This window comes from Streptomyces sp. NK15101 (assembly GCF_020400725.1).
GTDB lineage: Bacteria > Actinomycetota > Actinomycetes > Streptomycetales > Streptomycetaceae > Streptomyces.
Map to the genome: position 1 here is coordinate 32,982 of NZ_JAINVG010000017.1, position 13,731 is coordinate 46,712.

Consider the following 13,731-nt stretch of genomic DNA (forward strand, 5'->3'; position numbering starts at 1 on the left):
GTTCATGGGCAGTGTCAGGCGCCTGTCCGTGCTTTCCAACTCCACCCCCCCCGGGCCGGATACGGGTCTCTAGCGCGTTCCGCTTCCTCGTTGCAGAAGAGAACCGAGAACCAGGAAATCCAACATGCGTCAAAAAATATAACGGGCCTTTGGTTTCTTCGCATGGATGCTGCGGGGCTCGGTTCGACTTCGGCAGGTTCATCGCGCGACTCGCTGTTCGGTGAACGCCACCTCGGTTGGTTGTTTGAAACAACTCGCCAGTCCTACGTTCTTCTCACGACAGCACGACGACAACACGAAGTCCCGACAGACCGAGCGGAGGATGAGGTGCCTGCAGTGAGAAGGGTCCGGAGGATCCCCGAACGCCGGGTCGACATCGGCCCCGAGACGACCATCACCCTCGAGGCCTACGCGGACACCATCGTCCCCGGAGAGAAGCGCTGGCCCGGAGACCGGGCGATCGCCGGAGTCAGCACCGGCGGCGGCGCGGTCACCGCCGGCGCCCTCGACCTCCTGCGCTGGGACGCCACCGGCATCCACGACGGCCTCGACGACCTGGCGACCCTGGTCAACGGCCACGCCAGGGCCTATGCCGAGAAGACCGGTCTCGCCCTCGACGCCGAGGTCCCGCCGTTCGTCTCCCTCGACTACGACGACCGCGTCAACCTCATCGTGGAGCTGACCACTCCGGGGCACCCGGAGAAGGACTTCTGGGTCCTGCTCTCCCTCTTCTGCAACATGGCCTACGACTCCGCCGCCCACCTGCACACCGACGAGGCCCTCGCGGACGGCCACCCGGGCCTGACGGCCATGGGCATCACCGCGCCCGACGCCGACGGCCTGTGGCGCTTCCAGGACTTCGGCTACGGCCGACAGCTCGCCGACCTCCACCCCGACACGACCCCCACCGGGAGCCCAGCATGAGCACCTCGATCGAGAAGACCGACGTCCTGGTCATCGGCAGCGGCTTCGGCGGAGCGATCACCGCCTACCACCTGGCCGCCGGCGGCGCGAAGGTCACCGTCCTGGAGCGCGGCCCCTGGCTGAAGCCCGAGGACTTCGAGCACGACTACAAGCTCGGCTCCTCCTACACCCGCATCTTCGACTTCGTCGTCGGCGACGGCATGAGCGTGCTGGGCGGCAACTGCGTCGGCGGCGGCAGCGTCGTCTACTTCGCGGCCATGCCCCGGGCTCCCAAGTTCGTCTTCGAGCGGCACGGCAGCATCGGCCGCCGGATGTGGCCCAAGGCGATCAGCCGCGAGACCCTGGACCCCTGGTACGAGCGCGTCGAGGAGTCCCTGTCGGTCACCAAGCCGGACTGGAACGAGGCCTCCTACGCGGGCGGCCTGTGGGCCGCCGCCTGTGACCACGCCGGACGCACCGCCAACCCGCTCGCCGCCTCGGTCGACAACTCCAAGTGCGTCAACTGCAACTTCATGATGGCCGGCTGCCGCTTCGAGGCGAAGCAGTCCCTCACCGTCAACTACCTGCCCGGCGCGCTCGCCCACGGCGCGGAGATCCGCCCGCTGCACGAGGTGCAGTACCTGTCGCGGACCCCCGAGGGCGACTACCGCGTCCACTACAACATCGTCGACGACGAGGACTACCGTCTGCAGACCGGCTCCGGCGTCATCGAGGCCAAGATCGTCGTACTGGCGGCGGGCGCCGGCGCCACCCCGGTCATCCTCCAGCGCAGCGAGGACCACCTCGGCAAGATGCCGCACGCGGTCGGCCGCTACTTCTCCGGCAACGGCGAGCGCCTCAACACGGCGATCCTCAACGAGGAGAAGGTCGCCGAACTGCTCGGCCTGTCCCGCGGCGAGGGCGAGCTCCCGTACGGAGCCAACGCGATCGGCAAGGGCCCGACCGTGGCCAGCTGGGACAAGCTCGACGCCGACCTGCCCGAGTACTCCCGCTACTCCCTGGAGCAGCTCTACTTCCCGCCGGGCCTCGGCACCATCCTCGCCCAGGCGCCCGACGCCAAGGGGCCGACGACCTGGTTCGGCAAGGAGAAGAAGGAGATCCTCAAGAACTGGAAGTCCTGGCTGACGATCTTCTGCATGACGGAGGACGACAACGAGGGCGTCTTCGGCCCGCCGCCGGCGACCGGCAGCTCCCTGCGCATCTCCCAGCAGCTGCTCGGCCGCGGCAACCTGTCGTACAAGCCGACGAAGAACACCTGGCACGGCTGGAACCAGGCCGACGCCGACGTGAAGGAGATCCTGGAGAAGGACGGCCTCGCCAAGGTGATGCCGTGGACCAACGACCTGGTCGGCGCCTACACCGTCCACCCGCTGGCCTCCTGCCGCATGGGCGACGACCCCGAGACCTCGGCGCTCGACGACACCAACGAACTGCGCGGCCACTCCGGCATCTTCGTCACCGACGGCTCCGCCGTCCCCGGCGCCCTGACCGTCAACCCGGCGATGACCATCGCCGCGCTCGCCGAGCGCGCCGTCCCGCACATCGTGGCCGCCGCCCGGGCCAAGGGCGTCGACGTCACCTACGGCGCCCCGGCCCCCACCGGCTACAAGGCCCGCGCCACGGTCGACCTGCCGCTGCTGCGCAAGAAGCCGCTCGCGAAGGTCTGATCCGATCCGTGACTTCGCACGGCCAGTGAGTTGCATCAAAGGACTCAGCAGCTCAAGTGAGTTGCATCAAAAAACCTATGTCATCTACGTATCTTCAGGAGTGAGCAGGACATGGACACCCTCAACGACGTGCTGAAGGCCCTCGCCGCCGACATCGACGAGGTCGAGGACCTGGTACGGGACCTCGACGCGGCCGACTGGAACAAGCCCACCCCGGCGCCCGGCTGGAGCATCGCCGACCAGGTCGCCCACCTGACCTTCATCTTCCGGCTCGCCAAGACCGCGGCCGCCGACCCCGACACCTTCAGGGGCATCGCCGCCCAGGCCGCCGGGAACTTCGACGGAGCCGTCAACGCCGCCCTGAAGCAGTTCAACGGCTTCCCGCCGAAGGAGCTGCTCGCCCGGTTCCGCGCCGAGGGCGACGCCTCGGTCGAGTCGCTGGCCGCCGTACCGGAGAACTCGGTGGTGCCGTGGCTGGTCAACCCGCTGCCGCCGGCCGTCCTCGCCTCCGCCGGGATCATGGAGCTCTTCGGACACGGCCAGGACATCGCCGACGCACTCGGGGTCCGCCGCGAGCCCACCGAGCGGCTGCGCCACCTCGTGTTCTTCGCCTTCCTCACCCGGGACTTCGGCTACCTCTCCCGCGGGCTGACCCCGCCGGCCGAGCCCTTCCGCATCGAGGTGACCGCCCCGAGCGGCGAGATCTGGGCGTACGGCCCCGAGGACGCGGCGAACAAGGTCACCGGCCCCGCCCAGGACTTCTGCCTCCTGGTCACCCGCCGCCGCCACCGCGACGACCTCGCTCTCGTCGCCACCGGCGAGGAGGCGGACCGCTGGCTCGACATCGCCCAGGCATACCGCGGCCCCGCGGGCGAGGGCCGCACCCCCGGCCAGTTCGCGGACCAGTGCTGCGACTGACCCGCCCGGCGCACCCTCCGCGCCGGGCGGCGGCTCCCGCCGCCGGCCTCGTCCCCGCCCCCGCCCCCTCGCCCGTCCGAGGCCGAAGCCCACCAGGAGCGACCCATGGCCCCCCGCCGTCCCCTCCACCGCGTCACCGTGATCGGCTGCGGACTGATCGGTACCTCCCTCGCGCTCGACCTCACCCGCGCGGGCGTCGACGTCTCCCTCGTCGACCCGGACCCCCGTGCCGTGGAGCGCGCCGCCGCCCGGGGCGCGGGCACCCCGCTCGACGCCACCGCCCCGCCCGCCGACCTCGTCGTCGTCGCCGTACCGCCGTCGGCCGTCGTCGACACCGTGTACGAGGCGCAGGCGATCGGCCTCGGCCGTGCCTACACCGACGTGGCCGGCGTCAAGGGACGCATCACCGTGGAGGCCGAGCTGCGCGGCTGCGACCTCCACGGCTATGTCCCCGGCCACCCGATGGCCGGACGGGAGTCCTCCGGCCCGGACGCCGCCGAGCCGGGCCTGTTCGCCGGCCGGCCCTGGATCCTCTGCCCCGGTCCCACCGCCGTGCCCGAGGCCGTGGCGGCCGTCGAGGAACTGATCGCCCTGGTCGGCGCACGTCCCCGTGTGCTCACCCCCGCCGCCCACGACGAGGCCGTCGCCACCGTCTCCCACACCCCGCACCTGGTGGCCGCCGCGCTCGCGGCGCAGCTCGCGCACACCGACCCCGAGGTCCTCGCCCTGGCCGGCGACGGACTCGTCGACACCACCCGGATCGCCGCCGGAGACCCCGGTCTGTGGAGCGACGTCCTCGGTCACAACGCCTCCGCCGTGGCCGACGCGCTCGACCGGGTCGCCGCCGACCTCGCCCTGCTGGCCCGGGAACTGAGGGAGAACGACGAGGCCGGATCGGTCACCGTCGGCGGGCTGCTGCTGCGCGGAAACCTCGGTCGGCAGGTCCTCGTGGCGGCCGCGGGGTCGCGCAATCCAGGAGATGCCCCCTCCCGCGCCCGGGTGTGATGCTGCCACCGCATCGCCCGGTGGGCGACTCGCGTCAGCCCGAGGCATGAGGGAGAGCAGCGCATGAGCACGGATGTGGCCGCGGCCGCGGAGACGGTCAGGTCGATCTGGACCGCGATCCTGGGGGACGCCCCCGAGGGCGGGTCCGAGGTCACGTTCTTCGAGGCCGGCGGCGAGTCGATCTCCGCCACCCGCCTCGTGGTCCGGATCGAGGAGGAGCTCGGCGTCGAGATCGAGGTCGGCGACATCTTCGAGGAGGACCCGACCCTGGAGGGACTCGTCGGCATCGTCACGGCCAAGGCCGGCGCCCGGGCGACGTCATGACCCCTGGTCTCCGGCGGGTCGCTCCCGACATCGGTCCCGACGCGGCCGTGGAGATCCTGGAGCGCGACGGGGCCCTGATCGTCGAGGACCTTGCCGTCCCGGCCACCCTGGACGCCCTGTGGGAGGACCTGGGCCCGGCGCTGGAGGCCCGCGACTACAGCGGCGACTGGTACAACGGGACCCGCACCCGGCGGGTCTCCTCCCTCTTCGCCCGTACGCACCGGCTCACCCCGGTCGTCACCCACCCCCTGTTCCTCGGCAGCGCCCGCAGGATCATGCAGCGGCCCGTACACGTCTGGATCGGCAAGTCCCGCACCGCCCTGGTGCCCACCGTCCAGATCAGCGGCACCCAGGCCATCCAGATCCACAAGGGCCAGGGCCGCCAGCCGCTGCACCGGGACGACGCGCTCCATCTGCGCCGCCACCCCGGCCCCACCAGCCGGGTCCAGCTCATGCTGGCCATGAGCGACTTCACCGCCGAGAACGGCGGCACCCTGGTGATCCCCGGCAGCCACCACTGGGACGACGAGCGGCCGCCGCGCGCCGAAGAGGCGATTCCCACCGAGATGAAGGCCGGCTCCGGCCTCATCTGGCTCGGCGGGGTCTACCACGGCGGCGGCGCCAACACCACCGAGACTCCGCGCACCGGCCTGACCATCGCGCTGGACCTCGGCAACCTCCGCCAGGAGGAGAACCAGTACCTCGCGGTGCCGAAGGAGTCCGTCCTCGCCTATCCCGAGGAGGTGCGCCGGCTGCTCGGCTACGACCGCTGCCCGCCGGGCCTCGGCTGGTACGAGATGGACGACCCCTACGTCGTCCTCGAGGACGAGGCCCCCGCGCAGGTCCCGGTGCCCACCCCGTAACGCCCCTTCGGCATCCGCCGGCCGGTCATGCACCGGCCGGCTCCTCTCTTTACGCGGCCGGCGCCGAACGACGTGCCCCGGGCCGCCCCACACCGAACTCAACGTCACCGCGGGAGAACCCATGACGCAGCGCTGCCCCGTCGCCCACACCCTCGACACCACCGGCCGGGACATCCACGCCGAGGCCGCGGGCCTGCGCGCCCAGGGCCCCGCCGTCCGGGTGGAGCTTCCCGGCGGCGTGCACGCCTGGTCCGTCAACGACCACGCGACCATCCGTAAGATCCTCTCCGACCCCCGCGTCACCAAGAGCGCCCGCAACCACTGGCCCGACTTCATCGAGGGCCGTATCCGCCCCGACTGGGAGATGATCAGCTGGGTCGCCATGGACAACATGGTCACCGCCTACGGCAAGGACCACATCCGACTGCGGCGCCTGGTCGGCGGAGCTTTCTCGCCGCGCCGCACCCAGGCCGTCAAGCCCCTCATCGAGGGCCTCACGAACCACCTGCTCGACGCGCTGGAGTCCGCCGAGCCCGGTGAGGTCGTCGACCTGCGCGAGCGGTTCGCCTACCCGCTGCCCGCCATGCTCGTCGCCGAGCTCATCGGCATGGGCGAGGAGCAGCGCGTCGCGACCGCCAAGGTCATCGACATGATGGTGGACACCACCGTCACCCCCGAACAGGCCCAGGCGGTGCTGCTCAACTGGCGCGGCGCCATGGAGGAGCTCGTCGCCCAGAAGCGGGCCAACCCCGGCGAGGACATCACCAGCGACCTCATCGCCGCCCGCGACGAGGACGGCTCGCGCCTTTCCGAGGCCGAGCTGTGCGACACCATCTTCGCCATCCTCGGCGCCGGCTCCGAGACCACCATCAACTTCTTCGACAACGCGATCACCGCCCTGCTCAGCCACCCCGAGCAGCTTCGGCTCGTGCTGTCCGGCGAGGCGTCCTGGGACGACGTCATCGACGAGACGCTGCGCGTCGAGTCGCCGCTGGCGCACCTGCCGCTGCGCTACGCCGTCGAGGACATCGAGCTGGACGGGGTGACCATCCCCAAGGGCGACCCGATCCTCGTCAACTACAGTGCCGTCGGCCGCGACCCGCAGCTGCACGGCGACAGCGCCGACGCCTTCGACATCACCCGTCCGGACAAGGACCACCTGTCCTTCGGCCACGGTCCCCACTACTGCCTGGGTGCCGGCATCGCCCGTCTGGTCGCCGCCGTGGGCCTGTCCTCGCTCTTCGCCCGCTTCCCCGAGCTGTCGCTCGCGGTTCCCGCCGGGGAGCTGCAGCCGCTGCCGACGTTCATCATGAACGGCCACCGCGCCCTTCCGGTCCGTCTGACCGCCCCGCTCCCGGCCACCGCCGGTGCTCGTTGACGCACCCACGGAAGCGCCCCCCGGTCCAGCTCGGATCCGGGGGGCGCTTCTTCGTGCGGGCCGCGGCGGCGACGGGTGGGTGGGGCGCCGCCGCGGTGGCTCAGTTGTCGCGCGGGCTGTTCTGGTAGGCGGCGAGCAGCCACTCGCCGTCCTGCTTGGCGGCCACCCAGGTGGCGCGCACCGCGCGGGCGTCGGCCACCTCGGTCTCGCCCGGGGCGAGCACGCCGCCCTGCGTGACGACGATGGCGACGTCCTCGCGGAGGAACTTCAGCGCCAGCGGCGTGCCGACGACCTGAGTGCCCTTGTACGGGCCCTGGAAGGCACCGGACATGAAGGTCTCGATCTCCTCGCGCCCGCTGCGGTAGACGCCGGGCAGGATCATCGTGCCGTCTTCGGTGAAGACCTGGGCGAAGGCGGCGGCGTCGTGCCGGGCCCACGCCTCGACGATCCGGCCGGGCAGCGCGGCGACGGCTGCCCGGTCCGCGTCGGAGACGGTGCCGGCGGGCGCGGTCGAGGGTGCTGCGGTCATGCTCGTTCCCCTTGTGTGCGGTGTCCGGTGCGGATCAGATGTAGAGGCTGTTGGGCTCGAGGCCGCACAGGACCCGCCCGTACAGCTCGGTGTTGGTGTCGGGGTGCATCAGGGCGTGCAGGCTGACGGCCTGGATGTCCCGGGTGATGCGCTGGATGGCGGCAGTGGTGTAGATGGACGAGCCGCCGCTGGCCGTGGCGAGGGTGTCGACGGCCTCCTTGGCGAGCTTCACGACCGCGCCCATGTCGGCGCGGGCGCGCACCCGCTCCTCGAGGGTCCACTCGGAGCCCTCGGCGGACTTGGCGTCGACGAGGTCGGCCAGGCGGTAGGCGTGGAACTCGGCCTGGTCGATCTTGAGGGTGGCCTCGGCGACCTGGAGGTGGGTCAGCGGGGCCTCGGCCTGGCTCGCGTAGTTCGTGTACGTGATCTTGCGCTCCGGCAGCCGCTCCAGGAACGCCTCCTTGGCGGCGCGCGCCATGCCGAGGATCGCGCCGACGGACGACGCGGAGGCGACCGGCAGCAGCGGAGGGCGGTGGATCGGGGCGTCGGCGTTGGCCTGCGAGACGCCGCCCCGGCCCTGGAGGACGACGGGCAGAGGCAGCACGCGGTCGGCCGGCACGAAGACGTTGTCGGCGACGGTGGAGACGCTGCCGGTGCCCTTGAGGCCGGAGGTGTGCCAGTCGTCGACGATCTGGAGGTCGGAGAGCGGGACGAGGGCCATCACCGGCATCGGCTCGCTGTCCGGGGTGATCTGGACGGCAACGACGACCTGCCACTGGGCGTGCAACGCGCCGCTGATGAAGCCCCACTTGCCGTTGACCACGACACCGCCCTCGGTGGGGGTGGCCATGGCGCTCGGGCTCAGGGTGCCGCAGACGCGGACGTCGGGTGTCGAGAACACCTCGTCCTGGACGTGGTCCGGGAACAGGCCGGCCATCCAGGTGGGGATCCAGTAGACCGACGCGGTCCAGCCGGTGGAGCCGTCGGCACGGCCGATCTCGGCCGCCACGTCGATCAGCGTGCGGGTGTCGGCCTCGTAGCCGCCGAAGCGGGCGGGTGTACGCAGCCTGAAGACGCCGGCGTCGGCGAGGGCCGCGATCGAGTCCTCGTGGACCCGGCGGTTCTCCTCCGTCCAAGCTGCCTTTTCGCGCAGCTGCGGCACGAGTTCGGAGACTCGACGAACAATCTGTTCCCGCGTGGGAACATCAGTCGTCGCAAGCACCATTTCCTCCCGGAGACGTCCATTCTCGGAAGGCCGGAAATGGCCGTCCGTAACAACGGGACGACCTTCCCAGCGGGCGCCGATCAGCTGCATCTTCAGGATTGCTGGACAGCTGCCGCCCCGTCCTTCCCGCACACCACAAGAAGCCCTGACCAGGTGCGGGCTGCCACGATGAGGGCCGCATGGCATGTCTTCGAAAGCGCCCCGTGGAAGAGGGAAGAAATCCGATGACCGACCGTCAGGATGCCCCCGCCGGTACTGCCGAGGGGCGGCGCCGCACCCGCCCGCTGACGGGTGACGAATACATCGAGAGTCTGCGGGACGGCCGGGAGATATACCTCTACGGCGAGCGCGTCAAGGACGTCACCACCCACCCCGCCTTCCGCAATCCGATCCGTATGACGGCACGGATGTACGAGGCGCTGCACGACCCGGCCCAGCGCGGCATTCTCACCCGGCCGACCGACACCGGCTCCGACGGTTGGACCCACAGCTTCTTCACCACCCCGCGCAGCGTCGACGACCTCGTCGCCGACCAGCGGGCGATCGCCGCGTGGGCGCGCCTCGGCTACGGCTGGATGGGGCGCAGCCCCGATTACAAGGCCTCGTTCCTCGGGACCCTCGGCGCCAACGCCGACTACTACGCGCCCTACGAGGAGAACGCCCGCCGCTGGTACGCGGAGTCACAGGAGAAGGTGCTCTTCTGGAACCACGCCATCGTGCACCCCCCGGTCGACCGCGACCGGGCGCCCGACGAGGTGGAGGACGTCTTCATCCACGTGGAGAAGGAGACCGACAACGGTCTGATCGTCAGCGGCGCGAAGGTGGTGGCCACCGGCTCGGCGCTGTCCCACTACAACTTCATCGCCCACTTCGGGCTGCCCGTGAAGAAGCGCGAGTTCGCGCTGGTGGCCACCGTGCCCATGGACGCGCCGGGCATGAAGCTGATCTGCCGGCCGTCGTACACGGCGACCGCGGCCGCCATGGGCAGCCCGTTCGACTACCCGCTGTCGTCCCGGCTCGACGAGAACGACACCATCCTGGTCCTGGACAAGGTCCTCATCCCCTGGGAGAACGTCTTCGTCTACGGACACCTGGGCAAGGTGCAGATGTTCCCCGGCCGCTCCGGCTTCGTCGAGCGCTTCACCTTCCACGGCTGCACCCGTCTCGCCGTCAAGCTGGAGTTCCTCGCCGGCCTGCTCGTCAAGGCGCTGGAGATCACCGGCACGAAGGACTTCCGCGGCGTGCAGAGCCGCGTCGGCGAGGTGCTCGCATGGCGGAACCTCTTCTGGGGACTGTCGGACGCGGCCGCCCGCAACCCGGTGGAGTGGAAGAACGGCGCTCTGCTGCCCAACCCCCAGTACGGCATGGCCTACCGCTGGTTCATGCAGATGGGCTATCCGCGGATCAAGGAGATCATCCAGCAGGACGTCGCCAGCGGCCTGATCTACGTGAACTCGGCCGCCGAGGACTTCAAGAACCCGGAGGTCCGCCCCTACCTCGACAAGTTCCTGCGAGGCTCCGGCGGCAAGGAAGCCGTGGACCGCGTCAAGGTGATGAAGCTGCTGTGGGACGCGGTCGGCACCGAGTTCGGCGGTCGTCACGAGCTCTACGAGCGCAACTACGCCGGCAACCACGAGAACACCCGGGTGGAGTTGCTGTTCTCGCAGACCGCCTCCGGTCACGTCGACGGCTACAAGGCCTTCGTGGACGAGTGCCTGAACGAGTACGACCTGGACGGCTGGACCGTGCCCGACCTCGCGTCCTTCGACGACCTGCGCTCCACGGTCCGCGGCGCCCTGCACGACGGCTGAGCCGAAACCCGTGACGGCACTTCGCCCGCGTCCTCCCCGGAAGGGGAGGACGCGGGCGAAGTGCCGTGGCGCGCGGAGGCCCGTCAGGAGGCCAGCTGCAGCGGCGCGTCGGGGGCCGTGAGCGTGCGGCGCAGCACCGCCACGAACGCGGCGGCGAACTCCCGCATCGTGCGCTCCTCGAACAGGTTCGTGTTGTAGCCGAGGTGGCCGAGCATCTCGCCGGAGATCGGGTCGATGTCCAGCTGGAACATCACCCCGTCCGGGATGTCGGTGGAGACGTCCTGGGACAGCATCCGGCGACGGATCTCGGAGATCGTCACATCACCCGTCTCCACTCCCTCCAGGGCGGGGAACTGGAAGACCTGGAAGGCGACGACGGCGAGGTCGTCCGCGGCGAACGCGGCCGCCGACGCCGGGGCCTCGGCCACCACCTGGCCGAACGGCAGGGGGTTCGAGTACGCCTTCAGGCAGGTGCCGCGGGTGCGGGAGACGACCTCGCGGAACGTGGCCGCGCCCGCGAGGTCCGTGCGCAACGGCACGAAGTTGAAGAACGCGCCGACGGTGTTCTCGAAGCGGGCCATGCCACGGCCCGCCGCCATCGTCGGCACGGCGATGTCGGTGCCGCCGACCCGCTCGTTGAGGAAGACCTTGTACGCGGCGAGCAGCACCATGAAGGCCGACCCACGGGTCTCCTTCGCCAGCGCCAACGCGGCCGAGGTCAGTTCCTCGCCGACGACGAAGCGGTGCACGGCGGTCGTCTTCGGCACCCCGTCGGACTTGCGGTGGTCGCTCGGCACGCCGGTGATGGCACCGCCGTCGAGCTGCTCGCGCCAGTAGCCGCGCGCCTTGACCTCGGCGGTCGGCGCGTAGCGCTCCCGCTCCCACGCGGCGAACTCGCCGAACGCGGTCGGCTCGGGCAGCTCCGCGGTCTCGAAACCGCGGCGCCGGGCGTACAGCACCCCGAGGTCGCGGATGATCAGCTGCATGGACACCTCGTCGGCCGCCGTGTGGTGGACGACCAGGACGAGCACGGCGTCGTCCTCGGCGAACCTGCCGAGTACGGCCCGCAGCAGCGGCAGGTCGGTGCCGTAGCGGCCGCCCTCCAGCTCGATGAGCAGTTCCTCGGCACGGCGGTCGCGCTGCGTCGGGTCCGGCTCGGGGATCTCCCGCACGCTCAGCGAGACCGGCGAGGCCGGCGCGATCTCCTGGCGCTGCTCGCCCGGGGTGCGCACGACCGTGGTGCGGAGCGCCTCGTGGCGGGCGACGACGTCGTTCAGCGCCTCCTGCAGCGCTTCCTCGTCGATCCTCCCGCTGAGCCGCCAGCCGCCGACGATGTTGTAGAGGGGTCCGAAGGGACCCTCCTCGTCGCCCTGGTCGAACATGCACAGGAACTCTTGGTTGAAGGAGAGCGGATAACTCATCGGTTCGTCCCAGTCTTGTGGGCGGGAAGGGGCGGGAGGATCAAACGAGCACGGTGCCGGTCTGCTCGGCCGCCTGGAGGAACTCGCCGCGGGAGAGCGCGGCAGCGACGAGCTCGATGTCGTCGGACATGTAGCGGTCCTTGTCGAGGGTGGGCACCAGCGAGCGGATCTGGTCGTAGGCCGCGCGGCCGACCGGGCTGAGCTGGTCGGCACGGCCGGAGAGGTCGACGGCCTGGGCGGCGGCGAGGAACTCGACGGCGAGGATGCGGGTGTTGTTCGACAGGACGCGGCGTGCGTTGCGGGCGGCGATCAGGCCCATGCTGACGACGTCCTGGTTGTCGCCGTTGGACGGGACGGACTGGGTGGAGGCCGGGCCGATCGTGCGGTTCTCGGCGACCAGCGCGGTGGCCGGGTACTGCGCACCCGCGAAACCGCTGTTGAGTCCCGGCTCGCCCGCCACGAGGAACTCCGGCAGGCCGTCACTGAGGTGACGGTTCAGCAGCCGGTTGGTTCGGCGCTCGGAGAAGACGCCGAGCTGGGTCAGGGCGAGGACCACGAAGTCCATCGCGAAGGCGATCGGCTGGCCGTGGAAGTTCGCCCCGTGGAACACCTCCTTGCCGTCGAAGAACAACGGGTTGTCGTTGGAGGAGTTCAGCTCGGTCTCGAGCTTCTGCACCGCGTGGTACAGGGTGTCGCGGACGGCGCCGACGACCTGCGGGATGGCCCGCAGCGTGTACGCCTTCTGCAGGTAGACCTCGGTGCGCGAGACTTCGCCGTCGCCGCGCTGCGCCTCGGCCTGGTGGCGCAGATCGGCGTGGTCGACGACCAGGCCGCTGCCCCGCAGCAGGGCGCGCATGTTGGCGGCGGTGTCGATCTGGCCCTGGTGCGGGCGGGCGATGTCGTGACCCTCGGCCTGGAACGGGCTCGTGGAGCCGCGCAGCGTCTCCAGGACGAGGGCGGTGACGATCTCGGCCTGGCGCACCTGCTCCAGGGCCCGTCCGACGACCAGCGAGCCGAGGCCGGTCATCGCCGAGGTGCCGTTGATGAGGGCGAGGCCCTCCTTGAAGCGGAGCTGGAGCGGCTCGATGCCCTTCTCGCGCAGCACCTGGCCGGTCGGGACCCGCTTGCCGTCCTGGAGCACGTAACCCTCGCCGATCAGCGTGCTCGCGATGTGCGAGAGCGGGGCGAGGTCACCGCTGGCGCCCAGCGAACCGATCTCCGGGATGGCCGGGGTGATGCCCTGGTTGAGGTAGAGGGCGAGGCGCTCCAGGAGCTCGGGACGGACCGCCGAGTAGCCCTTGGACAGGGCGTTGAGGCGGGCGGCGACGATGGCGCGGGCCTCGTCCTGCGCGAAGACCGGGCCGACGCCGGCGCTGTGGCTGCGGACCAGGTTGGTCTGGAGCTCGGTCTCCTTGGACGGGTCGACCAGCATGTAGATCATCTCGCCGTATCCGGTGGTGACGCCGTAGACGGGGGCGCCGTCGTGGATGATCTTCTCGAACTGCGCGCGGCTCTTCGCGGCCTTGGCCAGTGACTGGGGGGCCACCTGGACCGGGGCGAGGTCCTCGGCGACCCGGCGGACCGCCGGGATGTCCAGGTTCTCGCCGTCGAAGCTGACGCTCGACCCGTCGGATTCGATCGAGAAGTCGGTTTCGAGCATGGTCAC

At 70.7% G+C, this 13,731-nt stretch carries 12 protein-coding genes; 8 read left to right on the forward strand and 4 right to left on the reverse strand.

Annotated elements, in window-relative coordinates:
• Positions 1–336 precede the first annotated feature (336 nt).
• The 7 genes from K7G60_RS12305 to K7G60_RS12335 all read left to right on the forward strand — a co-directional run bounded on the left by K7G60_RS12305 (position 337) and on the right by K7G60_RS12335 (position 7,079).
• On the forward strand, positions 337–924 hold the full coding sequence (locus K7G60_RS12305; protein WP_225800887.1) for a DUF5987 family protein: 588 nt from the start codon (positions 337–339) through the stop codon (positions 922–924).
• Positions 921–2,591 (forward strand): FAD-dependent oxidoreductase, encoded by a 1,671-nt coding sequence (locus tag K7G60_RS12310; protein WP_225800888.1) that lies wholly within the window; start codon positions 921–923, stop codon positions 2,589–2,591. Before K7G60_RS12305 ends, K7G60_RS12310 begins: the two co-directional genes overlap by 4 nt.
• 111 nt (positions 2,592–2,702) lie before the next feature.
• Entirely contained in the window at positions 2,703–3,509 is an 807-nt protein-coding gene (locus tag K7G60_RS12315) for a TIGR03084 family metal-binding protein (protein WP_225800889.1), read from the forward strand.
• Positions 3,510–3,614: 105 nt separating this feature from the next.
• The gene (locus K7G60_RS12320; protein ID WP_225800890.1) at positions 3,615–4,514 is read left to right on the forward strand and encodes a prephenate dehydrogenase; all 900 of its coding nucleotides are present in this window, start codon (positions 3,615–3,617) and stop codon (positions 4,512–4,514) included.
• A gap of 63 nt (positions 4,515–4,577) precedes the next feature.
• Positions 4,578–4,838: an acyl carrier protein gene (locus K7G60_RS12325; RefSeq protein WP_225800891.1), complete on the forward strand. Its 261-nt coding sequence runs from the start codon at positions 4,578–4,580 to the stop codon at positions 4,836–4,838.
• Positions 4,835–5,701: a phytanoyl-CoA dioxygenase family protein gene (locus K7G60_RS12330; RefSeq protein WP_225800892.1), complete on the forward strand. Its 867-nt coding sequence runs from the start codon at positions 4,835–4,837 to the stop codon at positions 5,699–5,701. Before K7G60_RS12325 ends, K7G60_RS12330 begins: the two co-directional genes overlap by 4 nt.
• 121 nt (positions 5,702–5,822) lie before the next feature.
• Entirely contained in the window at positions 5,823–7,079 is a 1,257-nt protein-coding gene (locus K7G60_RS12335; RefSeq protein WP_225800893.1) for a cytochrome P450, read from the forward strand.
• Between the two features lie 100 nt (positions 7,080–7,179).
• Here the strand turns inward: K7G60_RS12335 and K7G60_RS12340 are convergent, their stop codons facing one another.
• Both K7G60_RS12340 and K7G60_RS12345 read right to left on the reverse strand, forming a co-directional pair.
• Entirely contained in the window at positions 7,180–7,608 is a 429-nt protein-coding gene (locus tag K7G60_RS12340) for an SgcJ/EcaC family oxidoreductase (protein ID WP_225800894.1), read from the reverse strand.
• 34 nt (positions 7,609–7,642) lie between these two features.
• The gene (locus tag K7G60_RS12345; protein WP_225800895.1) at positions 7,643–8,833 is read right to left on the reverse strand and encodes an acyl-CoA dehydrogenase family protein; all 1,191 of its coding nucleotides are present in this window, start codon (positions 8,831–8,833) and stop codon (positions 7,643–7,645) included.
• Positions 8,834–9,057: 224 nt separating this feature from the next.
• Between K7G60_RS12345 and K7G60_RS12350 the strand changes: the two genes are divergently transcribed.
• Positions 9,058–10,644 (forward strand): 4-hydroxyphenylacetate 3-hydroxylase family protein, encoded by a 1,587-nt coding sequence (locus K7G60_RS12350; protein WP_225800896.1) that lies wholly within the window; start codon positions 9,058–9,060, stop codon positions 10,642–10,644.
• An 83-nt stretch (positions 10,645–10,727) separates the two neighbouring features.
• Here K7G60_RS12350 and K7G60_RS12355 read toward each other — a convergent pair whose 3' ends face one another.
• Positions 10,728–12,065, reverse strand: coding sequence for a condensation domain-containing protein (locus K7G60_RS12355; protein WP_225800897.1), 1,338 nt, complete (start codon positions 12,063–12,065; stop codon positions 10,728–10,730).
• Positions 12,066–12,105: 40 nt separating this feature from the next.
• On the reverse strand, positions 12,106–13,725 hold the full coding sequence (cmdF, locus tag K7G60_RS12360) for a tyrosine 2,3-aminomutase (protein ID WP_225800950.1): 1,620 nt from the start codon (positions 13,723–13,725) through the stop codon (positions 12,106–12,108).
• Positions 13,726–13,731: the final 6 nt, after the last annotated feature.

What these genes read in the sequence shown, in the direction of transcription:
- K7G60_RS12325 (WP_225800891.1), top strand. Translation starts at nt 4,578, where the DNA reads ATGAGCACGGATGTGGCCGCGGCCGCGGAGACGGTCAGGTCGATCTGG.
- cmdF (WP_225800950.1), bottom strand. Translation starts at nt 13,725, where the DNA reads ATGCTCGAAACCGACTTCTCGATCGAATCCGACGGGTCGAGCGTCAGC.
- K7G60_RS12340 (WP_225800894.1), bottom strand. Translation starts at nt 7,608, where the DNA reads ATGACCGCAGCACCCTCGACCGCGCCCGCCGGCACCGTCTCCGACGCG.
- K7G60_RS12355 (WP_225800897.1), bottom strand. Translation starts at nt 12,065, where the DNA reads ATGAGTTATCCGCTCTCCTTCAACCAAGAGTTCCTGTGCATGTTCGAC.
- K7G60_RS12315 (WP_225800889.1), top strand. Translation starts at nt 2,703, where the DNA reads ATGGACACCCTCAACGACGTGCTGAAGGCCCTCGCCGCCGACATCGAC.
- K7G60_RS12310 (WP_225800888.1), top strand. Translation starts at nt 921, where the DNA reads ATGAGCACCTCGATCGAGAAGACCGACGTCCTGGTCATCGGCAGCGGC.
- K7G60_RS12335 (WP_225800893.1), top strand. Translation starts at nt 5,823, where the DNA reads ATGACGCAGCGCTGCCCCGTCGCCCACACCCTCGACACCACCGGCCGG.
- K7G60_RS12330 (WP_225800892.1), top strand. Translation starts at nt 4,835, where the DNA reads ATGACCCCTGGTCTCCGGCGGGTCGCTCCCGACATCGGTCCCGACGCG.
- K7G60_RS12320 (WP_225800890.1), top strand. Translation starts at nt 3,615, where the DNA reads ATGGCCCCCCGCCGTCCCCTCCACCGCGTCACCGTGATCGGCTGCGGA.
- K7G60_RS12350 (WP_225800896.1), top strand. Translation starts at nt 9,058, where the DNA reads ATGACCGACCGTCAGGATGCCCCCGCCGGTACTGCCGAGGGGCGGCGC.
- K7G60_RS12345 (WP_225800895.1), bottom strand. Translation starts at nt 8,833, where the DNA reads ATGGTGCTTGCGACGACTGATGTTCCCACGCGGGAACAGATTGTTCGT.